The following is a 25,065-nucleotide window of genomic DNA, read 5'->3' as shown; positions in this document are numbered from 1 at the left end:
CACCGCGAACGTGCGTGTCTGTTGGTCAACACGCCGGTACTTGCCAGCCGTTCGCGCACCCTCGCGCCAGCTGAGCGTGCGCAAAATTGGGCTCGCCGCCCGCGTGTTGGCCAACAGACACGCACGTTCGCGGTGCAAAAGGGGCACGAGGGGCACGCTAGAGGGGCTCGGCGAACACGGTGGCGGTGCTACGCCCACGCAGCACGGTCGACCCTCGCACCGCCCAGCGCCTGCTTTCACCGGCGTCGGCGCGAGCCAATGCCGCGCCCGAGCACAGAACGGTGGAATCCCAGTCCTTGGCGTGGTCGGCGAGCCGTGCCGCCTCGTTGACGGCATCGCCGATCACGGTGTACTCGTACCGGTTCTCGGCACCGATGTTGCCGGCGAACACCGAACCGCAGGACACCCCGACACCGAATTCGATGTCGGGCAGGGCATTCAGGCCGGGCACCAGGGCCCGGGCGGCCTCAAGTGCCGAAGTGGCCGGATTGTCCAATGGCAGCGGCGCACCGAACACTGCGAGTACCGCGTCGCCCTCGAACTTGTTGATCAGTCCGCGATGTCGTTCCACCGTGTCGACGACGATCTTGAAGAAGCCATTGAGCAGCTCTGCCACCTCCTGCGGCGGGCGGGATGCGCCGAGCGCCGTGGAGCCCACCAGGTCCACATAGAGCACGGCCGCCTCGCGGACATCGCCACCCACTGCATCATCCTGCTGCAGCGCGTGCCGTGCCACGTCGACGCCGACATAGCGACCGAACAACTCCCGCAACCGGTTTCGCTCGGCCAACCCCGCGACCATCCGGTTGAAGCCGTACTGCAACCTGCCGATCTCCGATGGCTCGTACACCTTGACCGATACGCCCGACCACCCGCGCTCGACCGCTTTCATCGCGAGCACCACGTCGTGCACCGGGTCGGCGATCGAACGGGCCACCAGTACCATCGACCGCAGCCCGAAAACCAACGAGATTCCGGCGAGCACCAGCACAGCGGCCTCCACCGGCGCGGTCTTCTGCACGAACCAGCCGTTGGAACGGGCCAGCACGATCAACGCTATCCCGACGGTCGGCAGGCCGCTGAACAGCGTCCAGATGGTCAGCAGCCGGCCCTGTATGCCAGGCATCGTCGCGCTCGTCGCCGACGCTCCGGTGAGTGAGGCCGCGACGATCGGTCGCAACATGCGTTGCGTCACCAGGAATCCCATGCAGGCCGCCGCCACGCCACCAAACAGGATGGCCCCACCCATCACATACGCCACCCCGCCACCGGCCCCGAGATTCACCACGGTGTAGACCGCGGCGCTCACGGCCCAGGTACCGAACTGAATGACCGCTTGGCGCGGACCTATCCGCATCGCTGCCCGCTGTTGCGCCGGCGTCGGCGGCGTCCCTGACGCGAACCAGGCGAAGGTGGGATACACGTTGAAGTAGCCGACGACCGTGTCGACCACCCCGGCACCGACCATCAGCGCGACCAACGCGACCAGATTGGCCTGGGTCAGCAGCTGACGCGCATCGCCGACGGTGTTGCGGCTGAGCGCCAGCACCACGAGCGTGACGGCCGCGGCGGCGGTGATCTGTGCGTAGGTCTGCCCAGTCGCGTACCGCACACTGAGCCGGATCGCGCCCATATCGCGGAGCTACTTGATGTTCGCCTTCATGTCGTCGAGGTTGACCAGAACCGGCCATCCGCCGACGCTCAGCGCGTTGCCGTGACCGGTCTGGTGCACGTCGAACACGGATTGGATCGCGGCGTAGAAGCCCTGGACGTCGAGCGTCTGGTTGACCGCCCGCTTGGCCTGCCGCAGCGCGAACGACGGCATCGCGGCGATCTGAGCGGCCAGTTCGCGGGTCTGGGCGTCGAGTTCGTCGCGCGGCACAACGCGGTTCACCATGCCGGTGCGTTCGGCTTCCTCAGCGGTCACCGCCCGGCCGGTGAACAGGATTTCCTTGGCCTTGCGGGCACCGAGTTCCCAAGTGTGCCCGTGGTATTCGACACCTCCGATGCCCATCAACACCACAGGATCGGAGAACAACGCATCCTCGGAGGCCAGGATCAGGTCACACGGCCAGCACAGCAGCAGCCCGCCGGATATGCACCGGCCCTGCACCGCGGCGATCGACGGTTTGGGCACATTGCGCCACCGCAGTGTGTATTCCAGGTAGCGGCGCGATTCATGTTCGATGATGAATTCCAGGGTGATCTTGTCCGGCCCCGGGCCGCCGCCGCGCAGATCGTGCCCCGCCGAGAAGTGTTTGCCGTTGGCCCGCAACACGATCACCTTGACCTCGGGATCCTCGGCGGCCTTGGTCCACGCGGCGTCGAGTTCGTCGAGCAATTCGGGATTCTGCGCGTTGGCGGCCTCGGGCCGGTTGAGGGTTATGGTGCCGATGGAATCGGCGACGTCGTAATCGATGTACACGGCACTCCTCGACGATTGCGGCCAAAGAACGGCGGGGACCGGATGAGCCGCGGCATCCTTCTTCCCGAAGCACTTCTATAATTCCACTGATGAGAATACTATTCTCGTCGCAAGAAAGTTACAATCTCCGACACGTTGGCCGCGAGGGGGTCTGGCACCACAATGGCAAGGCGTTCTCCGGTACAGTCAGTTCATGTTCTCCCGACTCGACACCCATCTCAGCCGCCGGTGACCACCGCCGGCGATGAACCCGCCTGGAAGCAACGGGCGGTCGAGCGGTCGATCAAAACCGCCAAGCTGCGAGCAGCACAGCGCGTTCAGCGCTTCCTCGATGCCGCGCAGGCGATCATCATCGAAAAAGGCAGCACCGACTTCACGGTGCAAGAGGTCGTCGACCGCTCGCGTCAGTCGTTGCGGAGCTTCTACCTGCAGTTCGACGGCAAACACGAGCTGCTGCTGGCCCTGTTCGAGGATGCGCTGAGCCGCTCCGCCGACCAGATCCGCGCCGCCACGGCCAGTCACACCGATCCCCTTGAACGGCTCAAGGTCGCCGTCCAACTGCTGTTCGAATCGTCGCGGCCCGACCCTGCCGCCAAGCGGCCGTTGTTCACAGATTTCGCGCCGCGCCTGCTGGTATCTCACCCCTCTGAAGTGAAGGTTGCCCACGCGCCGCTGTTGACTCTGCTCACCGAGCTCATGGAAGAGGCATCGGAGGCCGGGTTGTTGCGCAAGGGCATCAATCCCCGCCGGATGGCCGCAATGACCATGCAGACGGTGATGTTCGTCGCACAGTCGAGTGGAGGCGCCGACGAGGCCGCACCCCATCCGATCACCGCCGACGAGGTCTGGGATTTCTGCGCCCACGGTTTCGCCGCCGAGTGACGAGAACTACGTTCTCGCCACGGGTACGCATTACCTATTGAGAGTGACGACGCATGTCGTCCAATCCATAGCGCCGGCCATATCAATGCGCGTGGACTCTCCGAGCCCTCCAGGGACGATTCCCTACCCCGCACGCCCCTGAAGTGGATCTTCTCGCCGCGTTGAGAATCAAGTTCTTCTAAGCGAAGAGTATAAATTGTCGGATACGAGTCCGTCGTTGACATCGTGCCGTGCGCGGTGACAGAGTGCTGAGCAGGTGCACAGAAAATCGCCGAAGACGCACAATTCACCACGATCAGAACTGAGGTACGCAATGACGGGACGGGTGGAAGGCAAGGTCGCTTTTGTCACTGGCGCGGCTCGTGGTCAGGGCCGCAGCCACGCGGTGCGGTTGGCCCAGGAGGGCGCCGACATCATCGCGATCGATATCTGCGGGCCCATCCGCCCCGGCGTGGAAACCGCCATCCCGGCCTCGACCTCCGATGATCTGGCCGAAACCGCCAATCTGGTCAAAGGTCTCAACCGGCGCATCGTCACCGCTGAGGTAGACATCCGAGATGCCGCCGCGGTGAAAGCCGCCGTCGACAGCGGTGTCGAGCAGCTCGGCCGGCTCGACATCATCGTGGCCAACGCCGGCATCGGCAACGGTGGCGACACGCTGGACAAGACCAGCGAATTGGACTGGGACGAGATGATCGACATCAACCTCTCGGGGGTCTGGAAGTCGGTGAAAGCCGGTGTCCCCCATCTCATCTCCGGTGGACGTGGCGGCTCGATCATCCTGACCAGCTCGGTCGGCGGACTCAAGGCCTACCCGCAGTGTGGTAATTACGTGGCCGCCAAGCACGGTGTCGTCGGACTCATGCGCGGATTCGCAGTCGAGTTGGGCCAGCACAACATTCGGGTCAACACCGTGCACCCGACCCATGTCGCGACACCCATGCTGCACAACGAGGGCACCTTCAAGATGTTCCGGCCGGACCTCGAAAACCCGGGCCCCGACGACATGGCGCCGATCTGCCAGCTGTTCCACACCTTGCCGATCCCGTGGGTGGAGCCCGTCGACATCAGCAACGCCGTGCTGTTCCTGGCCTCCGACGAGGCGCGCTACATCACCGGCGTGACCCTGCCCGTCGACGCGGGCAGCTGCCTGAAGTAGCCCACCTTTTCCTGCCGAGAAGACGTCAAGGTCCGCGAAACCCGGTGTGTCGCGGACTTTCCCGTCTGCTCGGCGGGTTAACGCACAGCTTTTCGTCGCCCGCCGACCCCGGGCACGGTCCCGATGACTCCGTCTTCGGACAGTTCGGCGATCTCTGCGTCGGTCAATCCGAGTGCGGTCAGGATTTCGTGGTTGTGCTCACCGAGCAAAGGCGCGGGCTCACGGTGGAAGAGCGACGGGCCGTCGGCGAGGTTGACGGGCAGCGTGCTGTGCGGGGCCGGGTCGTTCACCGGGTGCCGCACCTGTTCGAAAAACCTGCGGTGGTGCAGCTGAGGCAGTTCGGTTTGCCGATGCGGCTGCATCACCTTGGCCACCGGAATTCCGGCTGCCCAGAGGGTTTCGACGACCTCGTCTCCGGCGCGGGTCACACACCAGTCACCAAGGTGCTCATCGATGACATCGTGGGCGGCGCGGCGGCCCGCGGCAGTCGTCAGCTCGGCGGCCATCGCCCAATCAGGCCGGCCCAGCGCGTCACGTAAGGCCTCCCACTGCGCATCGGTCTGTACGGCCACAGCCACCCAGCTGTCGTCACGGCCGAATTCGTCGACCTCAGCGGTCCGGTACAGGTTCTGCGGTGCGGCCGTTGGACCGCGGTTGCCGTCGCGCTGCAACAGCGCTCCGTACGCCGAGTACTCGATGACCTGCTCCGCCGCGATGTTGAGCGCAGCGTCGGCCATGGCGGCCTCCACCAACACGCCCTGTCCGGTTTGGCGTCGGTGTTCCAGTGCCAACAGCAGGGCGTTGAGCGCGTGCACACCGGCGTTGGGATCTCCCACCGAATACGGCTCGTAGGGCGTACGGTCGGGAAACCCGGTGAGCCAACTCAATCCGGTCGCGTCTTCGATGATGTAAGCGAACGCAGGGTTGTCCCGCCACGGACCGTCCAAGCCGAAGCCCGGCATCCGGACCATGATGATGTCGTTACGCAGCGCCCGCATCGAGGCGAAATCCAGGCCGGTCTGGTCGATTACGCGCGGGGTGAAGTTCTCGACGACCACGTCGCAGGTTGCGATGAGACGACGCAGTACGTCCCTGCCGTGCTCGGTCTGGAAATCCAGTGTCAGACACTTCTTGTTCGTGTTCAGTGCGCTGAAGATCGGTGAGCGTTCCCACCATTGCTCGACGGTCGCGGGGATCCCGGCGATGAGCCGGGTGCCATCCGGACGCGCAGTGGACTCCAGGTGGATCACCTCGGCGCCGAGCATGCCGAGCGCATGCGTGCACGACGGACCGGCCCAGAAAGTCGTCATGTCGAGCACACGCAATCCGGCGAGCGGCAGCCGATTGCTGTCCGGTTCCCCGGCAGGCGCTGCCCGCGGTGTCGACGGGGCAGCGCGGTGGACCTCGGTATGCTCACCGAGCCGCGGTGCCGGCGCGGGTCGCCGCAACGGGCAATCGGTGAGTCGGTATGGCGGTGTGGGCTGCGTGAAGCCGTCGCGTGGGTTGGTGGTGAAGGAGCCGCGGGCGACGAAATGATCCATGCCAACGACGTTCTCGCCGTTACCGACCGGTGAGGTGGGGATCCGGAAGGCTGCGGCGAGATCGCGGAGCTCATCCGCTCGTTGCTCGCGGATCCAGCGGTACAGCTCCTCGGCATGCAGGTTGGCCTGCTCGGTGATGGTCAGCTCGGTGTTCTCGTCGATCCATTCGTCATGACCCGACATCGCGCACAGATCCCACCACTGCTGCGCGGTGCCGCAGCCGAGCGCGACCAGCCCGTCGGCGGCCTCGGCCACACCCGGTACGGTAGGCCGCCGCTCGGTGCGCCACGGGTGGCCCAGCATCTGGAAGTAGGTCACGGGATAGTACGTGAGACCGAGGATCTGGGCCTCGAGCATGGAGAGATCGATGAGCTCGCCGTGCCCGTCGCGCAGCGCCCGCGCCCGCAGCGCCAGGGTCATCGCCGCGGCATAGGCGCCGGTCACCCAATCCCCCACCTGCCCGCCGATGGTCACCGGCGGGCGATCCTGCGAGCCGCGGCCGATCCCGATGGCTCCGCCGGACCAGGCCTGCAGGGTGAACTCGGTGGCGGGTCGGTCGGACCACGGGCCATCCAGCCCGAACGCGGTGATGGCGGTGACGATCAAGTGCGGATACCTGCCGTGCAGCTCCTCGGGGGTGACACGGTGCGCCACCGGCGATTCCGGGGACCACACGACGGCATCGGCGGAAGCGACCAATCGGTCCAGCAGGTCGAGATCGGCGTGCTGTTCGGGATCGATCACCACGCTGTGCTTGCCGCCGGCAAGGAAACCGAACAGCGCGCCGTCGCGGTCCGGCGGGATCGATGCTCCCGATGCGGACCAGCGGCGCAGCGGATCGCCCTCAGGCGCTTCGACTTTGATGATGTCGGCGCCGCCGTCGGCCAGGACTTTCGTGCAGTACCCACCCGCGATCCCGGTGGACAGGTCGATGACGGTGTACCCGGATAGTGGTGCGGTCATAGGCCTATTCGGGCTTGGCCCTGTTCTTCTTGGACAGCCGGAAATCCGGCGGGAACTTGCTGTCGTTGTCGTTGACCGCGGCCGACAACCCGGAATCGATCGACTCGAACATGTCGAGATCGTCGTCGCTGTCGTTGGCCACCCCGTTGCCCATCGACTCGAAGAACGCGCTGAGCAGGCTACCCATGTATTCGCCCTGCTGCTGCTTGAAGATTTCGAAAAACATCTTCTGTTGAAAGACGGTGTCCACCGGCCGATTCCGTGCACAGGCGAGCGCGTACTTCTCGGTTTCTGCTTCCAATTGGTCCCGCGCTACCACCTTGTTGAGGAAGTTGCAGTCGTACATCTCGGCGGCGGTGAACGGCCTGCCGGTGAACACCATCTCCTGAAACTTGCGCAGCCCCATCATCTGCACCCACGTCCACATCCGCGGGCCCCAACCGTGGTAGCGGAACGACGGATGGCCGAACAGCGCGTCGGCACTGGAGATCACCAGATCGGCGTCCGCGCACTGGTAGAAGTGCCAGCCGTAGCAGTAGCCCTTGGCCTCCACGATGCTGATCTTCTTGAAGTCCTGCAACGCGCGGTTGCCGGCCTGCGAGTTGGCGTACCAGGCCGAGATAGTGGCACCGTTGCGGAAGGTGCCTTTCGGCGGGTAGGTCACTTCGCCGATGCCGTCGTCCTCGAGCCGCAACTCGGCCAGTCGGGCCGCTGGATTGTCGTTGCCCTCCATGAACTCCGGTAGGTCGGCGCCGCTGCCGAGGTTGTCGCCGACGCCGCGGATGACGACAACCTTGACGTCGTTGTCGGCGTTGGCTCCGCGCAGCAGATCGGCGTACCGCAGCCGCGCCATCGACGTCGGCGCATTGAGGTATTCCGGCCGGTTGAACGTGATGGTGGCGATCTTGGTCTTGGGATCCTTGTCGTAGAGGATGATCTCCTCGGGTTTGGGTCGGTCAGCCATTGCGGACCTCATTCCAGGACGGGCTGGTGGAGAGCACCTCGGCACCGTCGGCGGTGATCAGCACCGCGTCGCGGCTGAACACCGCACCAATGCCCGGCTGCCACACGTGCGCGGTGACCGCCAAAACCATGCCCTCGGCCAGGATCTCCGCATCGGATGTCGCACGCAGGTGTGGTGACACCACGGGCGGATCGAAGCCAAGCCCCAGGCCGTGAGCCACCGGCGCCGGCGGCACCGGCTCACCGGCGCCGCCGTAGGCATCCAACAGTGCACTGGCCGGATTGCCCGGTTTACAGGCCGCCACCAGCCGCTCCCACAGTGTATCTCGGCGGGCGTAAAGAGCCTGCACCGCAACGGGATCGCCGATATCCCCCACCGGCAGCGTACGGGCCACCTCACCGACGTAACCGTCGGCGAGCACTCCGGCGGAGATCACCACCAGATCGCCGTCGCGCAGGCGGCCGTCGCCGGCAGCGCGCCGCCACGGCGTGTCCTTGCTCGTGATCCATGCCGAGTCCTGGGTCGCGGGGGTGCTCACACCGCCGGCCGCCTCGGCTTCCATCAACGCACCGGCCAGGTTTCGTTCCGTGGTCCCCGGCATCAGTTCGGCCACAGCCGACGCCAAGCCGTCTTCGGCCACGCGCACCGAGGCGCGTAGCGCCGTCACCTCGGCGGCCGTCTTGATCCGTCGCGCAGCCCGCATGGCCGACTCGCCGTCGACCAACTCGGCGTTCGGAAACGCCGTCGGTAACAGCTTCGCGAAATTCGGTGTGAGAGCGTCGGTTCCGACTCGCGTGGCGGTGTCGGCCCCGGCGATGTCCTGCAACACCCCGATGAGGGTCATGGGGTTCCAGGCCAGACCGTAGAGGTGATCGTGTCCGATCTCCTCGGGCATGCCTTCGTCCCAGGTGCTGTTGAGGTGGATCGCGCCGGTGGCTCGTACGAACGTGCAGATCGGGCCAAACGGCCGGGTGCCCGCGACCCACAGCTGTGGGGCCCCGGTGACGTACCGCACGTTGGCCTGCCGACCGAGTACCAGGATGTCCAGGTCGTGAGCATCCATCTGCTCGAGAACACGGTTGCGCCGCCCATGACGCAGGTCATGTGGGTCCGCCTCTATTTCGGTGCGGGCCACGGCGTGCAGGCCGGCGCTCACAGGTAAGGCTCGTACGGGTAGTCGGTCAGCGACATCCAGCCGCCCTCGGTGATCACCACGATCTCCTCACTTCGATAACCACCGGTGCCGTCTTCCCAGACCACCGGCTCCAGAACCAGCAACATGCCGGCCGGGAACACGAAATTGTCGTCGAACTCCTCGCCCAGATCGGTCCCGATCATCGGCATCTCGGCCGCGTTGGTGCCGATCCCGTGACCGATGTAAAAGTGCGGCAGCCACGGTTTACGACCGCCCGCGGCCTTGATCGCCGCACGGGCCAGATCTCCCGATGTGGCACCGGCTTTCGTGACCGCCAACACCGCATCGAGGATGTCGCGCCATTGGTGGAACTGGTCATGCTGACGGGCGGTGGGCTGCTGCCCCACCACCCAGGTGCGGCCGAAGTCCGAGCAGTAGCCGCCGTAGGTGATCGACACATCGGTCCACAGCACATCGCCTTTGACCAGTTCGCGTTCGGTGGTCAGCAGCGGCAGTGCCAGATCGCCGTGCGTCGTCCAGGTGCCCTCGGCCTTGGTGGACGGCATCACCTGCCAGATGGCCTCCAGCATGTTGGATGTCGCACCCAGTTCGAAAGCGCGCCGGACGAATTGGGCCGACAGGTCGATTTGTCGCACGCCGGGCACCAGCGCCTTCTGTACGTCGACCATGGCCTCTTCGGTGATGCGGCAGGCGCGCCGCACCGCTGAGATCTGGTCCGGTGTCTTGACCAGCTTGGCCGCACCGACCACCGGCGCGGCGTCGAGCGGGGTGCCGCCGGGGAACAGCCGGCCCGTCGCCCGTCGCATCGCGCCGGTCAGTTCGTCGACCGCCACCGTGGCACCCGGCGGGATCAGCTCCGCCACCACCTTGCCGAAATGCTCGACACCCTGGTCGAATTCGAGGAACAGCGGGCCGTGCAGGTGATCGTCGGGCAGATCGGTCTCCAGCGGCGCGCCCTCGCGGGCCGGCATGAACAGGTGAGGGTACTGGTCATCGGCCAGCACGATGGCAACAGGGCGCTCGACGTGCGACAGACCCGCATCCAGCAGCGGCCAGCTCGCACCGGTCGCGTAGACGACACTGCCGTTGCCGAGCAGGATCAGTGCATCGACGCCCTGCTCGCGCATCGCGGTCCGCAACCGCGCACCGACTTCGCGCCGCATCCGGGCGAAGTCGGGTTCGTCCGGGATGTCGATCGCGGCGGTGTCCCGTGTGGCGAACGTGGTCATGCCCCTCACCCTTTTGCTCCCCGCGTGTGCAGCCCCAGGAACTTCTGGACATTGGTGCTGACGATCTTGGTGGCGGCATCGGGGCCGACCGCGTCGACGACGGCTTTCAGGGATTTCTCCGAATAGCCGAATGTGGACTCGTTGTGCGGGTAGTCGCTGGACCACATCACGTTGTCGACGCCGATGTCGTCGATCAACCGCAGCCCTAGGGGGTCCACCATGAACGATGCACTCATGTGCTGGTTCCAATAGCGCCGAATATCGTGCTGCAGTTCGTGATTGAACATGTGCCGGTATGACGCGAGCATGTGTTCGGCGTCCTGCAGGGCCGTCGGCACCCACGCGATACCGCCCTCGAACCAGCCGATCCGCAACGCGGGATGCCGGTCGAGGATGCCGGAGAACACATACTTGGCGAACTGCTCGCGGAACGAGTCGACGTTGACCATCATGCCGACCACGACGCTGTTGTTCTGGCATGGTGTTTTGGGCGGAGTCTCACCGATGTGGTGGCTGACCGGCACCCCGGAGGCCTCGATCTCGTCCCACACCGCGTCCATGTCGGTGCTGCCGTAGTCGTAGATGTTGCCCTCGTCGTCCTTGCCCGGGTTGAGCGGTAGCAGGAAGGTCTTGAGTCCCAACGACTTGAGTTCCTCGAGCGTGCTGCGGGTCCCTTTCGGATCCCACCAGTTGATCAGCCCGACGCCGTAGAAATGTCCACCCGACCGCTCCTGCAGATCGGCGATGTGTTCGTTGTAGATGCGGAATACGCGCTCACGGATGCCCTTGTCCGGGTAGTGGAACAGCGCGAGCACGGCGTTGGGGAACGCCAGCTCCTTGTCGATACCGTCCTCGCCGAGTTGACGGATCCGGGCATCGATGTTGTTGGTCGCCGCCCCGGCCAGATCGTCGTACTGCATGAGCACACGGCCGAAATCGCCACCGGTCCAGGCCTTTCCCTTCATCCCGACCATGTAGGCGCCGTCCTCGTACCAGATGCGCGGCGCAGCACCCTTGAGTTCGTCGGGGAACCGGTCGTAAAAGATGTCGTCGGCCACCGAGATGTGGTTGTCGGCCGAGAACACCTCGGTGCCCTCAGGGAGTCCCGTCAGGCCTCCCTCCGTCGCGTGGCCACGCCGATCTTTCGGCGCGCCAAAGCCTTCCGACGGATAGAGCGTGGCGGTCACACTAGACATGGGTTTCTCCGATCGGGTCACCAGGTGACAGGAAGTTCGTAGACGCCGTAGGCGAGGCGGTCGTGCTTGAACGGCACCTCGTCGAACGGAATGGCCAGCCGCAGCGTGGGAATGCGGCGCACCAGGGTGTGGAACACGATCTGCAGTTCGGCGCGGGCGAGCTGTTGGCCCACGCATTGATGGCGGCCGTAACCGAAGCCCAGCTGTTGCCCGGCGTCGCGGCTCAGATCCAGTTTGTCCGGCTGCGGAAAAGCCTTGGCGTCCCAGTTCGACGGGGCCAGGTCGATGATGATGCCTTCGCCGGCGCGGATGGTCTCGCCGCTGATCTCGATGTCGTCGACGGCGATGCGCCGCTGGCCGTTCTGGATGATGGACAGGTAACGCATCAGCTCCTCGACGGCGTTGGCGATCTCCTTCGGATCCTCGGTGTTGCGCAACAGGTCGGCCTGTTCGGGGTTCTCAAGCAATGCCAGCACGCCGATGCCGATCATGTTCGCGGTGGTCTCATGCCCGGCGATGAGCAGACCTGTGCCCAGCTGCGCAGCCTCTTTCACGCTGATTTCGCCCGCGTTGACCCGCTCGGCCAGATCCGACACCGCGTCCTCGGCGGGGTTCTTCCGCTTGGCCTCGACCAGATTGATCAGGTACTGCGCGAGGCTCATCGCACCCTTCTGACCGTCCTCCGCGCTCGCATAGCGCGCCAGTCCGACATTGGCGTGATGCTGGAAGAACTCGTGGTCTTCGTAAGGGACACCGAGCATTTCGCTGATCACCACGGTCGGGACCGGCAGCGCGAGTTTGGCGACGAGGTCGGCAGGCTGCGGGCCGGCGAGGATCGCGTCGATGCATTCGTCGGTGATCTTCTGGATCGCCGGCCGCAGCGCCTCGACGCGACGGAAGGTGAACGGCTTGGAGAGCATCCTCCGGAATCGGGTGTGCTCTTCGGCGTCGGAGGTGAACACCGAGCGCGGTCGCTTGTCGACGGTGGAGAGCATGTGCTCGTTCCAGTGCGGGAAGCCCGCACGACGATCGTCGACACTGACCCGCGAATCGGCGAACAATGCGCGGGCCTCCTCGTGGCCCGTGATCAGCCATGGGGTGCTGCCGTCCCAGATCCGCACCCGCCAGAGCCCACTGTCATGGCCCAGCATCTGCGGCGGCGGCGCGAACGGGCACCGCGCATCGCGCTCCATCGGGTAGTCAGGGATGTCGACTTCAGTCAGAGTTTCGGACATACAGGTGATCTCATTCCTCGATCGCGATGGCCAGGGCGGGACAGGACGCCGCGGCGCGCCGCGCACCGTCGACGTGTTCGGGACCCGGGCTGGGCTGCACCAGGACGACGACGCCGTCCTCGTCACGCTGGTCGAACAGCTCGGGAGCGTTGAGCACGCACTGTCCGGACGAGACGCATTTGTCTTGGTCCACAGAGATTTTCACGCGGTTCAGCCTTCCTGGGTGACCGGAGCCCGCCAGAGTCCGACGATGGCATCGACGAGCCCCGAGGCTGCGTCCGACCACGATGCCCGCGGCACACTCGCCCCCCGGGCCAGGCCGCGTTCACGGTCTGCGCAGCTGTGCATCAACAGGTTTCGCGCCATGATGTTGCGTTCGGCGCGGACGTCGGCGGGTAGCTCGGGCAGGCAGTTCGTCATGCCGTCGATCACCTCAACCAGCGACGGACTGCTCAATGCGTCCCTGACGATGATGTCGTGGTAGGCCGGGTCCGTCATCACCTGAGCGGCAAAGCGCGCGTACCAGGTCGGATTACCCAGCGCGGCGAGATGATCGGTGAGCGGACGCACCAGGCAACTCACCCAGTCCCGCAGATCCGGCGAGCCGCCCAAGTCGGCGACCATGTGTTCGCGAATCTCCTCGATGGGGCCGCGGTGCTTGTGCTCGATGGCCCGGACCAGGTCGGTCTTGGTGCCGAAGTGGTAGCCGACCGCGGCGTTGTTGCCTTGCCCTGCCGCCTCACTGACCTGACGGTTGGACACCGCGAACACGCCATGCTCGGCGTAAAGCCGTTCAGCCGCTTTGAGGATGGCCTCCTGCGTGGAGCTGACCCGCTCGGCCCGAGCCGTCCGACTGGCTGTGGTCACCGTTACAGTCAACGCCCATAGTGTCACTAAGTCAAGCAGTTGATTTAATTCACTGAGACGGCCTCAAGGCTTCTCCTTGCGGACGATGACCTTGCCCGCCACGGTGCCGCCGTCGACCGGCAGCACGGTGCCAGTGACGTAACGTGACCGGTCGCCGGCGAAGTACAGCGCCGCCTCGGCGACGTCGTCGACGGTCCCCTCTCGCTTGAGCGGACGATCCGCTCGCATCTGTGCCCGGATCCCCTCTTCGAACTGCTCGATGCGTTCTCGATCCTCGGCCGAGGCAGATTTCGCCACGATGGCCGTGCGAATATTGCCCGGCGCGATGGCGTTGACGCGAATCTCGTGGTGTGCCAGTTCGATCGCCGCGGATTTGGTGAACTGGATGACGGCGGCCTTGGAGGCCCGGTAGGTCATCACGCCGCCTCCGGCCTGGATCCCGCCGATCGACGTCAGGTTGATGATCGAGCCGCCGCCGTGGGCAGACATGTGCCGGGCCGCATCACGGGTGCCTGCCATCACGCCCAGCACGTTGACCCCCATCACGTGGTGGAAGTCCGCGAGATCGTCGTCCATGAAGCGCCGGTGCATCGTGCCCGACACCCCGGCGTTGTTCACCATGATGTCCAGGCCGCCGAACCGCTCGACCGCGGCGGCAATCAACGCACCGACCTGCTCGGGGTCTGCCACGTCGGTGGTCAGGAATGACGTGCCGTCCCCCAGCTCGGCCGCCAGCGCTGCGCCGCGGTCCTTTTCGACATCACCGATCATCACCCGTGCGCCTTCGGCGGCGAACCGGCGCACCAGCCCCTCGCCGAGTCCCGCCGCGCCGCCGGTGATCACCGCGACCTTTCGCGCCAGCTCGTTCATCACACCTCTTTCAAGAAGTTCACCAGCACCGCGTTGAGCGCCGCGGGTCGTTCGATCTGCGGGCAGTGCCCCGCTTCGGGGATCACCGTGCTGCGGGCCCCGGCGATGTGACCGGCGGTCGCGGCGGCCCAGCCCGCGGGAAGCAGCTTGTCGCAGGCGCCCTCGACGACCAGCGTCGGGATGCCGATACGATCGTAGGCCCGCTGCGACGACGGTGGCGGTGGCGGTTCAAGACCGGGACGGCGAAACCTGGCCGCCGCCAGGGCTTCCCAGGCTCCCGGAGTGATGCTCGATTCATACCGTCGCCGCACATACGCATCGTCGGCCGGATAGGCGGGGTCGGCGAACAACGCGGCGACGATGCGCCGCATGCCGTCGAAGGTGGCGTCATACTCGTAGAGCGCGCTGCTGTGCTCGTTGCGCTGGATGTCCCCGCCCCCGCAGATCGCCACCAAAGATCGCGCGGGAAGCCTGGGGTGGGTCGAGGTCAGATCGACCAGCAGATTGACGGCTCCCATCGAGTTGCCCACGAAATGCGCGGAATCGATGCCCAATTCGGCACAGAACCGGGCGATGTGCCGGATCCGCATGCCGCGCCCGTCGGTGAAGTCGACAACCTTGGCGCTCTCCCCAAAGCCCAGCATGTCCGGCGCCAGCACCCGGTGGTTCTCGGCGAGGGCGGCAATGGTGTGTTCCCAGCCCAGTTCGGCATTCGCCCCGAACTCTCCGCCGTGCAGCAGCACCACCGGATCGCCGCTGCCCGCCTCCAGATAGCTGGTGACGAGCCCGTCGACCTCGATGCTGCGTCGCCGGTAGGTCATTGGGCACCCGTGCCGGAAACAGCGAAGTTGAGCAGCTGAGTGGCCAGCAGGTCGAGCTGGTCGCGCACGGGGCCATCGGTCAGTTCCCCGCTGTCGGACCAGATCTGCTCGGCGGAGTTGATCGCGACGCCGAGCGGCGTCGGCCAGGCGCGCAAGGCGTGGCCGATGGACCGCAGCTGGCCCAACGTGCCGACCGCGGCCTGCCAGCCGTACGCACAGCTGATACAGCCCCAGGGGGTGTTGTCCAGATAGACGCGGGGATCCTCGCGGAGGTCTTCGATGTAGTCCAACGCGTTCTTGACCAGACCCGAGACAGCGCCGTGGTAGCCCGGTGATGCCACCACCACGGCGTCGGCGTCGCGCAGCGCTTTCACGAGCTCCAGTGCGGCGGGCGTGCGGGCCAGCGATTGCGGCTCGTACATCGGCAACTCCAGGTCGGGGCCCGCGAACATCCTGACCTCACCGCCATGGCGCTGTACCGATTCCAGGCAGTATCGCAGTGCGCGTTCAGTCGAGGACCGGGCGCGCAAGGTGCCGCCGAGACCTACGACAAACGGTGCTCTGTCGGTCGGCGTCATGCTCTCTCCTCATTTGATCGCAATGGGATTCACCGGAGAACCCACCGCTCCGGTGACGCGCAGTGGCGGCGCGACGAGTTGAAATTCGTATACCCCGTCGGCGGCGCAGTCGGCGGCCAGTGCGGTGAGGTCCCAGTACTCGCCGAGCATGAGGCCCATGTCGCGCAGGCACAGCATGTGCATCGGCAGGAACGCACCGTCGACCCCGGACGCCGGGTTCTCGACCATCAGATTGTCGGCAGCCACGGCCGCCACCTCGTGATCGTGCAACCACGAGGCGCACGTCCAGTCCAGCCCGGCCCCCGGTTCGGCCCCGTCGCCGGTCTGCAAAAACCTTGCCCACCAGCCAGTTCGGACCAGAACGATGTCGCCGCGCCGCACCTGCACACCCTGGCTGCGGGCAGCCGCGTCGAGCTCACCCGGCATGATCGGGTCACCCAACGGGCAGTATGTGTCGGCACCGCGCAAGCGCACGATGTCCAGCAGGACACCGCGCGAGGTGATGCCCTTGCCGTCCACCTTGTCGATGCCACAGTGGAAGGCCCCGGCACTCGTCACCGATTTCGCCGGAAAACCGTTGTACAGCTGCTCTTCGTAGTACACATGCGACAAGGCGTCCCACTGGGTGGCGGCTTGCAGCGGCATGATGATCAGGTCGTCGTTGAACCGCATCGGGTTACCGGCGAAATAGCCCGCCAGTTGTCCGGCCGCCGGGTTCTGCAGCCATTTGGGCCCGTACTCCAACAGCGTGTTGGTGTCACCCCCGTCGACGGTCATCACGTGGGTGGGGTTCTGCCGAAAATGGAACGCCCCCTGCGGGCCCGACGAACCGAAGTCGACGCCGAGCGGAAACACCTTGCCGTGCTTGACGAGGCCGGCCGCCTCGGCGACCTTGTCGGCCGTGATGAAGTTCAGCGTGCCCAGTTCGTCCCCGTCGCCCCAGCGTCCCCAGTTACGAACATCGTCGGCGACGCGGCGAAACTCGGTCATGTCGGCCACTGGTGCTCCCCCTTCAGGGTTGCCGCGATCCTGCCGGCGAGGGTTCCACCGTCGACCCAGATGACTTGCCCGGAAATGTAGCTTGCGGCTTGGCTGTTGAGAAAGGCCAGGACCGATGCCTGCTCGTCGGGACGGCACACGCGGCCCAGACGTTTGGGAAACGCGTCCAGATAGTCCTGGCCATACGCACCGCGCAGCTGGTCCAGGATCGGGGTGTCGGTGACACCCGGCCCGGTGCAGTTGATCCGGATACCGCGGTTTCCCAAGGCGAGTGCCCGCGTCATCCCGTAGAGGATGATCGCCTCCTTCGACAGCCGGTAACCACCGTCTGCCAGCGCGTCGGGATGAGCCTCGCACCAGGCGATGCCGTCCGCCATCGACGTGGTGGCCAACAGGCCCGCCGTCTGGTCCGCGTTTTCCCGGTAGTTCGCGGCCGCCAGGGACGACACGTTGGCGATCGCCGCACCATCGGGCATCTTGGGCAACAGCGCCTCGGTGAAGTGCCGCATGCCGAGGAAGTTGACGGTGACCACCAGCACCGGTTTGCCGATCCCGGAAGACACCCCGGCGACGTTGAACAGCGCGTCGACGGGACCGTCCACGGCCGAGACGGCGGCATCGATGGACTCTGCATCGGCGAAGTCGACCTCGACGAAGCGTGCCGGAAGATGTTCGGGCCGGCGCAGATCCAGGCCCGTGACGTGCGCCCCCAGCTGGGTCAGCTGTGCCGCGAGATGCGCGCCGATCCCCGACGCGCATCCGGTGACGACGACGCGGCGGCCGTCATAGCGCCACATGTCGGTGGTCAACGTGCCGCGTCGCGGGCAGCTTTCTCGGCCTGGGCCGCCTTCACCCGCCCTTCGTTGATCTCGGCCATGGCCTCGGGGATCTCCCCTGCGGTGAACTTGCCACCGCGACCGGTCGGCAGACCACCGAACGAATACGTCTCGTCGAACAGCGGCGCTTCGGAGGGTTGCCTGCGGGCCTGCACCTTCTCGATCACGGGTTGCAGCCGCTTGGCCTTGGCGGCAACGGCTTTGGCGTCCCGTTCGATGAATTCGGGCAAGATCTCCCTGCCCATGATCTCGATGGATTCCATCGTGCCCTCGTGGCTGCGGGGGTTGAGCAGCAGGATGATCTCGTCGACTCCACTGTCCTCGTAGCCGCGGAGGAACTCCCGCACGGTGTCCGGAGAGCCGATGGCACCGCGGCCCGGCCCGTACGCCAGCGTCGGATCTTCTTTGACCGCTTGCTCGTAACGCTCCCAGACCTTGGTGCGCCCGGGGGTGTGCATGCCGGTCAGGTAGTAGTGCATGATTCCGAACGAGAAGAAGCCGCCGCCGATACCGAGCCGTTTGAGCGCCTCTTCGTCGCTGCGGGCGACCATCATCGACAGATCACCGCCGATGGCGAGCACGTTGGGATTGATCGCCGGAGTCACCGGGGTGCCCTTGTCCTCGAATTCCCGGTAATAGCCGGCCACGCGTTCTTTGAGCGCTTCGGGCCCGGTGTACGCGAAACTCAGGGCGCCGATGGCTTTCTGCGCAGCCATCTGCACCGACGAGGGACGGGTGCAGGCCACCCACACGGGTGGATGCGGGCTCTGTAGCGGCTTCGGGATGACATTGCGGGCAGGCATCTCGACGTGTTCGCCCTTGAAGCCCGTGAACGGCGCCTCCGTCATACAGCGAATCGACACCTCAAGCGCTTCTTCCCACATGGTGCGCTTGTCGGCCGGGTCGATGTCGAAGCCGCCGAGTTCGGCGACCGAGGAACCCTCACCCGTGCCGAATTCGACGCGCCCGTTGGACAGGTGATCCAGCGTGGCGACCCGCTCGGCGATGCGGGCAGGGTGGTTGATGGGCGGCGGTAGGTGCATGACACCGAAGCCGAGTCGGATGTCCTTGGTGCGCTGGCTCGCCGCGGCCAGGAACATCTCCGGCGCCGTCGAGTGGCAGTACTCCTCGAGGAAGTGGTGCTCGGTGAGCCACACCGTGGAGAACCCGGCCTTATCGGCGGCCTCCACCTCGGTCAGACCGTGCTGGAACAGCTGATGTTCGTCATCCTCCGACCAGGGTCGGGGCAGCGGGAACTCATAGAACAGCGAGATCTTCATGTTGTCCTTCTCCTCTTAGGAAATCTGTTGCTGCAGTGAGCTTTCGGCGGCTGCGGCGGCTGCGGCCGCGTGCCTGGCCGCGACGTACCCGAACGTCATGGCCGGCCCGATGGTGGCCCCGGCACCGGCGTAGCTGCGGCCCATCACCGCCGCGGACACATTGCCCACCGCGTAGAGCCCGTCGATCACCGTGCCGTCGGTCCGCAGCACCCGGGCGTGTTCATCGGTGCGCAGCCCGCCGGAGGTGCCGAGATCACCCAGGATGATCTGGAACGCGTAGTACGGCGGTTTGCCGAGTGGGCGCAGATTCGGGTTGGGCAGCGTCGGGTCGCCGTAGTAGTTGTCGTAGGCACTGTCACCCCGGTTGAAATCGTCGTCGTGACCCGCACGCGCCAACCGGTTGAATCGCTCGGCCGTGGCCCGCAGATTGTCCGGTGGCACACCGATCCTGCGGGCCAACTCGTCCCAGCTGTGCGCCTGCATCACCACACCGGAGTCCAGCCACGACTGCGGGACCTTGCGTCCGGTGGGCACCGGCGCGAACGGGATCTTGGGGATCGGCAGGTGCCCGGCCACCACATAGCGATGGAACGAGGCGATGTCGGTGATCAGCCAGCACGGGATGTGGGTGACCCCGCCCTGCTGACCAGCGATCATCGCGTGCGCGAAATCCATATACGGCGCCGCTTCGTTGATGAATCGCTTGCCCTCACCGTTGACGACGAACTGTGACGGCATCATCCGCTCGTTGAGCATGAACTGCAGCCGTCCGTCGGGCCAGCAGATCGCCGGGAACCACCACGCCTCGTCAAGAAGATCGGTTGCCGCACCGATCCTTTCCCCGGCCCGGATGCCGTCACCGGTGGACGCGGGGTTGCCGAAGCTCCAATCCTTCTCCAGGACCGACAGATGCTCTTTGCGCCAGGCCATGTCGTGATCGAAACCGCCCGAGGCCAGGACCACTCCGCGGCGGGCCCGGATCCGCAGCGGCTGCCCATCGCGTTGCACGACCGCGCCGAGCACTTCGCCGTCCGGGCCGGTGATCAGGTCGGTCATCGGCGTGTCGAGCCACAGTGGGATGTGATGCTGTTTCATGGCCAGCCGCATCCGGGCGGCCAGTGACTGGCCGATGGCGGCCATCCGGTCGCCGAACACCCGGGCGCGAAACATCCGCCAGATCAGCTTCATCAACACGGCCTTGCCGCGCCAGTTCTGCCGGATTTGGTAGAAGAGCCGAAGGTCCTTGGGGGCGAACCAGATTCCTTCCGGTGCCAGGGCCAGCGGGGTCAGCAGGTGGCGTTCGTCGGCACCGAGCTTGCGCAGGTCGATGGCGGGCACGTTGATGGTGCTGCCCTGTGCGGACCCGCCCGGCAGCTCCGGGTAATAATCGGCATAGCCGGGCTTCCAGACGAACTCGAACCAGTGACTGGTGCGCTCCAGGAAATCCATCATCTCGGGTGCGGCGCTCACGTACTGACGTAACCGAGCGTCGCTGACCGTTCCCTCGGTGATCTGCTTGAGGTAGTCGAACACACCATCCGGCGACGGCGCGTACCCCGCTCGACGCTGTGCGGGTGCGCCCGGCACCCAGATACCACCGCCGGACAGGGCGGTGGATCCGCCGAACTGGGGCGACTTTTCGACGACGAGCGTGTCGAGCCCGCTCGCGTCGGCGGTCAGCGCAGCGGTCATGCCGCCCGCGCCGGAGCCGATCACCAGCAGATCCACGGTGTGGTCGAACTGTTCTGAGGTCATGATGCGCTGGGTACCGCCGTCCTGATCGCGAAGCCTGCTATCAATTCCGGTGCCGCCCGGTAGAAGTGGTTACCGGTCCGATAGAGTCCGGCGGCGGCGAGCGCGGCGAACGCGGCCAGCCAGGTGCGGATCTCGTGGGCCGAGTTGCCGCCCTCCGCCGCGATGAACGTGTTGGACCAGCCGTCCAGATCAGCGAGCCTGCCGTCGTCGAAGATGTCGAGCAGACTGCGATCCCAGTCCGGGTTGAGCGGGCGCAACGGGCTCTGACCGCGGGCGAAGTCCTCCGCGGCCTGGCACACCGCGGCCTGCCGCGCCAGCCGTTGCTCGGGCGTCATCGCGGCCCCGTGCACGATCCGCTCCAGCGCCGCGGCAGGCGCGGTCGCCAGCGTCGGCACCGGTGGATCGTGGGAGAGCCCACCGGATCCCAGTACCAACACGCGCAGGTCCAGGGTCGAGAGGTAAGTCCCTACCGCAGCGCCCAGCGCCCGGGTCCGCGCCAACGGGCCCAGCGGAGTGGCCACCGAGTTGATGAAGATCGGCACCACCGGGTGCGCCGACGCATCGCCGAACAGTTCCTGCAGCGGCTGCACGGTGCCGTGGTCGACGTCCATACTCGACGAAACGGCAACGTCCACACCGGCTTCCCAGCAGGCCTGCGCGCACGCCTCGGCGACGTCCGCGGCGACGTCGAGCGGGCCCTCATGGGTTCCATAGTCACCGACACCGCAAGCGGCGGTACCGATGCAGAACGGCGGCATCAGCCGGTAGAAGAAGCCGTTGTAGTGGTCGGGCGAGAACGTGACGACCAGTTGCGGGTCGAAGTCGGCGACGAACGAGCGAGCTGCGTCGAGCCCGGACGCGATGTCGTCAAGCAGATCCTGCGGCGGCCCCGGAAGATTCAGCAGCGGGCTGTGGGACATACAGCACAGGGCGATCGGCATCGTCACCTCCCATCCGCGTCACGTGCAGCACGTCGAACACGGCGGCGCTCAGTTCTGGTGCGCGCTGGGCGATGTCGGCTCCGGCGATGCACCGGTCGGGGCGGATCACCAGTACCGATTCGGTGCGAGCGTCGAACCAGGACTTGAGCGCGCCGGTGCGGTCGCCGACGATCACGACGTTCGGATCGGCCTGTTCGTGATCGGCGTCCCAGTGCAGCTGCGTCTGAGGCCGCGCGGCAATGAAGGTGGCGCCCAGCGCCTTCCACTGGCCGAACGCCTCTGCACCCAGCACCGCCTGCGGGTTGTTGTTCCAGCACAGCACTGCGAAACCCGGTCCGATCACGTCGTCGAGCAGCACATCGCACTGCTCGCGGGTATCGACGCGGGGCTGGATGAACAAGGTGCCCACCGGGGAGGTCGGGCTCGGTGGCTTCGGGTGGTGGACCGCACCCTGGTCGTAGCGCGGCATCGGCTTGAACCGCATCTCCAGCACATAGCGCTTGAGCGCGGGCACCACCGAGGCACCGCGGATCAGCCGGTCCCGTACTGCCGCGACACGCCGATTGGTGGGCGAGATGACACGGCCGACCATCGTGGACAGGTCGATCATGGCGCGCGCGTGCTTGCGCCGTTCGACGTCGTAACTGTCGAGCAGCGGGTCAGCGGCCTGCCCGTTGACCACCGCGGCCAGCTTCCAGCCGAGGTTGGCCGCGTCGCGGATGCCGCTGTTGTAGCCCTGCCCCTGCCAGACCGGCATCAGGTGGGCGGCGTCCCCGGCGAGCAGCAACCGCCCGGCCCGGAACGCACCGGCGATGCGGGAATGATGGGTGTAGACGCGCTGCCGGATCACGTCGACCCGCTCGGGATGTGGGACGAACGGCGCGAGCAGCCTCGCCATGAACGCGGGATCTTCGGCCTGCTGATCGGTTTCGTCGGCATGGATCATGAACTCGAAGCGCCGGATGCCGTGCGCGATGGAGATCGACGCGTAGGGTCGCCCGGGGTCGGCACCCACTTCGCTGTTCGGGTGTCCCAGTGGGTCATTGGCCAGATCGATGACCACCCAGCGGGTGGCCGAGGTGGTGCCGTCGAAGGACACGCCCATCAGATGCCGGGTGGCGCTGCGTCCGCCGTCGCACCCGACCAGGTACCTCGCCTGCACGGTGTCGGGGCCGAGGTGCACGGTCACGCCGTCGTCGGTCTGGGTGGCCGAATCCATCCGCCGGCTCCATGCCACCTGAACATGGTCGAAACGGTCCAGGCCGGCCAGCAGCTGCGCATCGACCATCGGCTGCACGAAGCCGTTGCGCTTCGGCCATCCGAACCGCGCGTCGGCAGGTGACATTTCGGCCAGCAGCCGTCGTTTGCCGTCGTAGAACCGCAGGATCTGGTTGGGCACCGTGTGCGGCAGGATCGCCTCGACGAGGCCGATCGACTGGAACGTCCGCAGTGACTCGTCGTCCAGTCCGACTCCGCGCGGGTAGTCGATGAGCGTGTCGCGCTCATCGACTACGAGAGTTCGAACACCTTGCAGACCAAGGATGTTCGCCAGCGTCAGGCCCACCGGGCCTGCGCCGACGATGACAACGTCGTAGTCGGGTGCAAGTTCGTCGGCCACTAGTGCCCCAACAGGAAATCCAGGTGCAGCCGGTTGAAGGTGTCGGGGTCCTCGTACTGCGGCCAGTGTCCGCATCCCGGCATCACCTCGAACCGGGCGCCGGGGATCATGTCGGCGATGCGGCGCCCCTCGGCGACATCGGCGGTCGGATCGTCACTGGTCCACACCACCAGCGTCGGCGCGGTGATCGAACCGTATTCTTTGGGCCCCAGGAGGTTTCGAGCCCTGATGGCGGGATCTTGCAGCGCCATGATGTCGCTCATCGCGGCGACGAAGCCCGGCTGGCGGTAGATGCGCCTGCGACTGGCCACGATGTCGTCATAATCCTTGGTCTTGTCGGCCATCAGCCACTTGATGCGGGCCTGCACCGTTTCCCAGGTCGGATTCTCAGCTGCGGCCATGGACAAGGTGACGATGCGCTTCATCACCGCGGGGTCGGCCTGGGAACCACCGGCGGTGTTGAGCACCAGCCGGTCGACCCGGTCGGGATGGTCGACGGCTGCCCGGGCCGCCACCCAGCCGCCGAGTGATTCGCCCGAGATGTGGGCCCGCCGAGCGCCGATCGTGTCGAGGCAGCCGATCAGATGCTCGACGTAGTGCGCCACTTCGAGCGGATGGCCGGGCTTGTCGGTATAGCCGTGCCCGAGCATGTCGATCGACCACGTCGAGAAGTGCTCGGCGTGCGACGCGAGGTTGCGCACGTAGGCCTCGGCGTGACCACCCGACCCGTGCAGCAGGACCAGCGCCGGCAATGCCTCGTCTCCGGCATGGAGGTAGCGCGTACGCACGCCTGCGACGTCGAGATAGCCCTGGGAGAACGCGACACCCTGGAGATCGCTCCATACGCTCTCGAACTCGGCAGGACGGGTCACCGGCACCGCTGCAGTGCTTGTCATGATCCCCTCTCTGGAGCTGACGAGAACCTCGTTCTCTATCTCGGTAAGCACTGTGCTCATTTACCGCACATGCTTGTGCATTATTGTCAGAGCATTACTCTCGACGACATCTCTGTCAAGGAGGGGCACGATGCCGAACCGGGTCAGTCATCCCACGACCGACGCTGCACCCAACGGCGTCCCCGGATCACAGACGCTGGCCCGCGGTTTGAGTGCCCTACAGGCGATCGCCGACGCCCCTGGCGGATTGACCGTTCAACAGGTCGCCGACCATCTCGGCGCCCACCGCACCATCGCCTACCGGCTGCTGGCGACATTGAGTCAATTCCGTTACGTCGCAAAGGGAGACGACGGCAGATACCGCCCCGCGGCGGCACTGGCGGTGCTCGGCTCGTCGTTCGACAACAACTTGCGTCAGCTGTGCGTGCCGACGCTGCGCGCACTGGCCGACGAACTCGGCACCACGGTGTCGCTCCTGGTGGCCGAAGGCGACCAGCAGGTGGCGGTTGCGGTGCTCACGCCGACCCAGGTCTTCTACCAACTCTCGTTCCACGAGGGCAGCCGGCATCCGCTGGAACTGGGTGCCGCAGGCGTGGCGTTGCTGGCCAGCATGGCACCGCGCCCCGGGGAACGCGACCTGGTTCGCCAGACCCGCGAACAAGGCTGGGTCATCACCCACGGCGAGATCGAGCCGAACACCTTCGGGCTGGCGGTGCCGGTCCGCAGGCGCGCGCCGTCACCACCCACGTGCGTCAACCTGATCTCGCACCGCGAGGACGTCGTCCTCGGCGGTAAGGACGCGGTGGTGCGCGCCGCACATGAACTGTCCGCAATCCTGTACTGAAAGGCCATGC

23 protein-coding genes are annotated in these 25,065 nt (G+C 66.1%); 3 read left to right on the top strand and 20 right to left on the bottom strand.

Annotated features, from left to right (window positions below; all coding sequences use genetic code 11):
* Nucleotides 1-157 precede the first annotated feature (157 nt).
* Together RMCB_RS33255 and RMCB_RS33250 are read right to left on the bottom strand one after the other, a co-directional pair.
* Nucleotides 158-1,633 carry an adenylate/guanylate cyclase domain-containing protein gene (locus tag RMCB_RS33255; RefSeq protein ID WP_062832120.1) on the bottom strand — a complete coding sequence of 492 codons (1,476 nt, stop codon included), beginning with the start codon at nt 1,631-1,633 and terminating at the stop codon, nt 158-160.
* 9 nt (nt 1,634-1,642) lie between these two features.
* Entirely contained in the window at nt 1,643-2,425 is a 783-nt protein-coding gene (locus RMCB_RS33250) for an enoyl-CoA hydratase (protein ID WP_062832119.1), read from the bottom strand.
* Between the two features lie 162 nt (nt 2,426-2,587).
* Between RMCB_RS33250 and RMCB_RS33245 the strand changes: the two genes are divergently transcribed.
* Together RMCB_RS33245 and RMCB_RS33240 are read left to right on the top strand one after the other, a co-directional pair.
* Nucleotides 2,588-3,307 carry a TetR/AcrR family transcriptional regulator gene (locus RMCB_RS33245; RefSeq protein ID WP_072278591.1) on the top strand — a complete coding sequence of 240 codons (720 nt, stop codon included), beginning with the start codon at nt 2,588-2,590 and terminating at the stop codon, nt 3,305-3,307.
* 313 nt (nt 3,308-3,620) lie between these two features.
* Nucleotides 3,621-4,466: a mycofactocin-coupled SDR family oxidoreductase gene (locus tag RMCB_RS33240; RefSeq protein ID WP_062832117.1), complete on the top strand. Its 846-nt coding sequence runs from the start codon at nt 3,621-3,623 to the stop codon at nt 4,464-4,466.
* 77 nt (nt 4,467-4,543) lie between these two features.
* On the opposite strand, the gene RMCB_RS33235 is transcribed toward RMCB_RS33240, so the two are convergent.
* The 18 genes from RMCB_RS33235 to RMCB_RS33150 form a co-directional block, all read right to left on the bottom strand.
* Nucleotides 4,544-6,970 (bottom strand): CaiB/BaiF CoA transferase family protein, encoded by a 2,427-nt coding sequence (locus tag RMCB_RS33235; RefSeq protein WP_062832116.1) that lies wholly within the window; start codon nt 6,968-6,970, stop codon nt 4,544-4,546.
* Nucleotides 6,971-6,974: 4 nt separating this feature from the next.
* Entirely contained in the window at nt 6,975-7,934 is a 960-nt protein-coding gene (locus RMCB_RS33230; RefSeq protein WP_062832115.1) for an enoyl-CoA hydratase/isomerase family protein, read from the bottom strand.
* Nucleotides 7,927-9,069 carry a M24 family metallopeptidase gene (locus RMCB_RS33225; RefSeq protein ID WP_062832284.1) on the bottom strand — a complete coding sequence of 381 codons (1,143 nt, stop codon included), beginning with the start codon at nt 9,067-9,069 and terminating at the stop codon, nt 7,927-7,929. Before RMCB_RS33225 ends, RMCB_RS33230 begins: the two co-directional genes overlap by 8 nt.
* 17 nt (nt 9,070-9,086) lie before the next feature.
* On the bottom strand, nt 9,087-10,319 hold the full coding sequence (locus RMCB_RS33220; RefSeq protein ID WP_062832114.1) for a M24 family metallopeptidase: 1,233 nt from the start codon (nt 10,317-10,319) through the stop codon (nt 9,087-9,089).
* Between the two features lie 5 nt (nt 10,320-10,324).
* Nucleotides 10,325-11,515 carry an amidohydrolase family protein gene (locus RMCB_RS33215; protein WP_062832113.1) on the bottom strand — a complete coding sequence of 397 codons (1,191 nt, stop codon included), beginning with the start codon at nt 11,513-11,515 and terminating at the stop codon, nt 10,325-10,327.
* 17 nt (nt 11,516-11,532) lie between these two features.
* Nucleotides 11,533-12,750: a cytochrome P450 gene (locus RMCB_RS33210; RefSeq protein ID WP_062832112.1), complete on the bottom strand. Its 1,218-nt coding sequence runs from the start codon at nt 12,748-12,750 to the stop codon at nt 11,533-11,535.
* A 10-nt stretch (nt 12,751-12,760) separates the two neighbouring features.
* Nucleotides 12,761-12,955: a ferredoxin gene (locus RMCB_RS33205; RefSeq protein ID WP_062832111.1), complete on the bottom strand. Its 195-nt coding sequence runs from the start codon at nt 12,953-12,955 to the stop codon at nt 12,761-12,763.
* Between the two features lie 5 nt (nt 12,956-12,960).
* The gene (locus RMCB_RS33200; RefSeq protein ID WP_201028383.1) at nt 12,961-13,617 is read right to left on the bottom strand and encodes a TetR/AcrR family transcriptional regulator; all 657 of its coding nucleotides are present in this window, start codon (nt 13,615-13,617) and stop codon (nt 12,961-12,963) included.
* Nucleotides 13,618-13,680: 63 nt separating this feature from the next.
* A complete protein-coding gene (locus tag RMCB_RS33195) occupies nt 13,681-14,490 on the bottom strand; it encodes an SDR family NAD(P)-dependent oxidoreductase (protein ID WP_165606360.1) in 810 nt (269 codons plus the stop codon).
* Entirely contained in the window at nt 14,487-15,308 is an 822-nt protein-coding gene (locus RMCB_RS33190) for an alpha/beta fold hydrolase (protein WP_062832108.1), read from the bottom strand. The genes RMCB_RS33195 and RMCB_RS33190 overlap by 4 nt, the downstream gene beginning before the upstream one ends.
* Entirely contained in the window at nt 15,305-15,886 is a 582-nt protein-coding gene (locus RMCB_RS33185; protein ID WP_062832107.1) for an NADPH-dependent FMN reductase, read from the bottom strand. Before RMCB_RS33185 ends, RMCB_RS33190 begins: the two co-directional genes overlap by 4 nt.
* Before the next feature lie 9 nt (nt 15,887-15,895).
* On the bottom strand, nt 15,896-16,885 hold the full coding sequence (locus tag RMCB_RS33180; protein ID WP_062832106.1) for a cyclase family protein: 990 nt from the start codon (nt 16,883-16,885) through the stop codon (nt 15,896-15,898).
* Nucleotides 16,873-17,682, bottom strand: a complete 810-nt coding sequence (locus RMCB_RS33175; RefSeq protein ID WP_062832105.1) for a coniferyl-alcohol dehydrogenase — start codon at nt 17,680-17,682, stop codon at nt 16,873-16,875. Before RMCB_RS33175 ends, RMCB_RS33180 begins: the two co-directional genes overlap by 13 nt.
* Nucleotides 17,683-17,690: 8 nt before the next feature.
* Nucleotides 17,691-19,001, bottom strand: a complete 1,311-nt coding sequence (locus RMCB_RS33170) for an LLM class flavin-dependent oxidoreductase (protein ID WP_062832104.1) — start codon at nt 18,999-19,001, stop codon at nt 17,691-17,693.
* 15 nt (nt 19,002-19,016) lie between these two features.
* Nucleotides 19,017-20,756: an FAD-binding protein gene (locus RMCB_RS33165; protein ID WP_062832103.1), complete on the bottom strand. Its 1,740-nt coding sequence runs from the start codon at nt 20,754-20,756 to the stop codon at nt 19,017-19,019.
* Nucleotides 20,753-21,697 carry a 3-carboxyethylcatechol 2,3-dioxygenase gene (locus RMCB_RS33160; protein WP_072278590.1) on the bottom strand — a complete coding sequence of 315 codons (945 nt, stop codon included), beginning with the start codon at nt 21,695-21,697 and terminating at the stop codon, nt 20,753-20,755. Before RMCB_RS33160 ends, RMCB_RS33165 begins: the two co-directional genes overlap by 4 nt.
* Nucleotides 21,624-23,315 (bottom strand): bifunctional 3-(3-hydroxy-phenyl)propionate/3-hydroxycinnamic acid hydroxylase, encoded by a 1,692-nt coding sequence (locus RMCB_RS33155; protein WP_062832101.1) that lies wholly within the window; start codon nt 23,313-23,315, stop codon nt 21,624-21,626. The genes RMCB_RS33160 and RMCB_RS33155 overlap by 74 nt, the downstream gene beginning before the upstream one ends.
* Entirely contained in the window at nt 23,315-24,211 is an 897-nt protein-coding gene (locus tag RMCB_RS33150; protein WP_062832283.1) for an alpha/beta fold hydrolase, read from the bottom strand. Before RMCB_RS33150 ends, RMCB_RS33155 begins: the two co-directional genes overlap by 1 nt.
* Nucleotides 24,212-24,341: 130 nt before the next feature.
* Between RMCB_RS33150 and RMCB_RS33145 the strand changes: the two genes are divergently transcribed.
* The gene (locus RMCB_RS33145; RefSeq protein WP_062832100.1) at nt 24,342-25,055 is read left to right on the top strand and encodes an IclR family transcriptional regulator; all 714 of its coding nucleotides are present in this window, start codon (nt 24,342-24,344) and stop codon (nt 25,053-25,055) included.
* The last annotated feature ends 10 nt before the right edge of the window (nt 25,056-25,065 follow it).

This window comes from Mycolicibacterium brisbanense (genome assembly GCF_001570425.1).
Lineage (GTDB): Bacteria > Actinomycetota > Actinomycetes > Mycobacteriales > Mycobacteriaceae > Mycobacterium > Mycobacterium brisbanense.
The sequence above is the reverse complement of the archived record's forward strand: the minus strand, read 5'-3'. Positions and strand labels throughout refer to the sequence as shown.

Bases quoted from the DNA above. Each gene is read 5' to 3' on its own strand.
- RMCB_RS33255 (WP_062832120.1), bottom strand. From the start codon at position 1,633: ATGGGCGCGATCCGGCTCAGTGTGCGGTACGCGACTGGGCAGACCTAC.
- RMCB_RS33245 (WP_072278591.1), top strand. From the start codon at position 2,588: ATGGCAAGGCGTTCTCCGGTACAGTCAGTTCATGTTCTCCCGACTCGA.
- RMCB_RS33240 (WP_062832117.1), top strand. From the start codon at position 3,621: ATGACGGGACGGGTGGAAGGCAAGGTCGCTTTTGTCACTGGCGCGGCT.
- RMCB_RS33235 (WP_062832116.1), bottom strand. From the start codon at position 6,970: ATGACCGCACCACTATCCGGGTACACCGTCATCGACCTGTCCACCGGG.
- RMCB_RS33230 (WP_062832115.1), bottom strand. From the start codon at position 7,934: ATGGCTGACCGACCCAAACCCGAGGAGATCATCCTCTACGACAAGGAT.
- RMCB_RS33220 (WP_062832114.1), bottom strand. From the start codon at position 10,319: ATGACCACGTTCGCCACACGGGACACCGCCGCGATCGACATCCCGGAC.
- RMCB_RS33215 (WP_062832113.1), bottom strand. From the start codon at position 11,515: ATGTCTAGTGTGACCGCCACGCTCTATCCGTCGGAAGGCTTTGGCGCG.
- RMCB_RS33210 (WP_062832112.1), bottom strand. From the start codon at position 12,750: ATGTCCGAAACTCTGACTGAAGTCGACATCCCTGACTACCCGATGGAG.
- RMCB_RS33190 (WP_062832108.1), bottom strand. From the start codon at position 15,308: ATGACCTACCGGCGACGCAGCATCGAGGTCGACGGGCTCGTCACCAGC.
- RMCB_RS33185 (WP_062832107.1), bottom strand. From the start codon at position 15,886: ATGACGCCGACCGACAGAGCACCGTTTGTCGTAGGTCTCGGCGGCACC.
- RMCB_RS33175 (WP_062832105.1), bottom strand. From the start codon at position 17,682: ATGTGGCGCTATGACGGCCGCCGCGTCGTCGTCACCGGATGCGCGTCG.
- RMCB_RS33170 (WP_062832104.1), bottom strand. From the start codon at position 19,001: ATGAAGATCTCGCTGTTCTATGAGTTCCCGCTGCCCCGACCCTGGTCG.
- RMCB_RS33165 (WP_062832103.1), bottom strand. From the start codon at position 20,756: ATGACCTCAGAACAGTTCGACCACACCGTGGATCTGCTGGTGATCGGC.
- RMCB_RS33160 (WP_072278590.1), bottom strand. From the start codon at position 21,697: ATGCCGATCGCCCTGTGCTGTATGTCCCACAGCCCGCTGCTGAATCTT.
- RMCB_RS33150 (WP_062832283.1), bottom strand. From the start codon at position 24,211: ATGACAAGCACTGCAGCGGTGCCGGTGACCCGTCCTGCCGAGTTCGAG.
- RMCB_RS33145 (WP_062832100.1), top strand. From the start codon at position 24,342: ATGCCGAACCGGGTCAGTCATCCCACGACCGACGCTGCACCCAACGGC.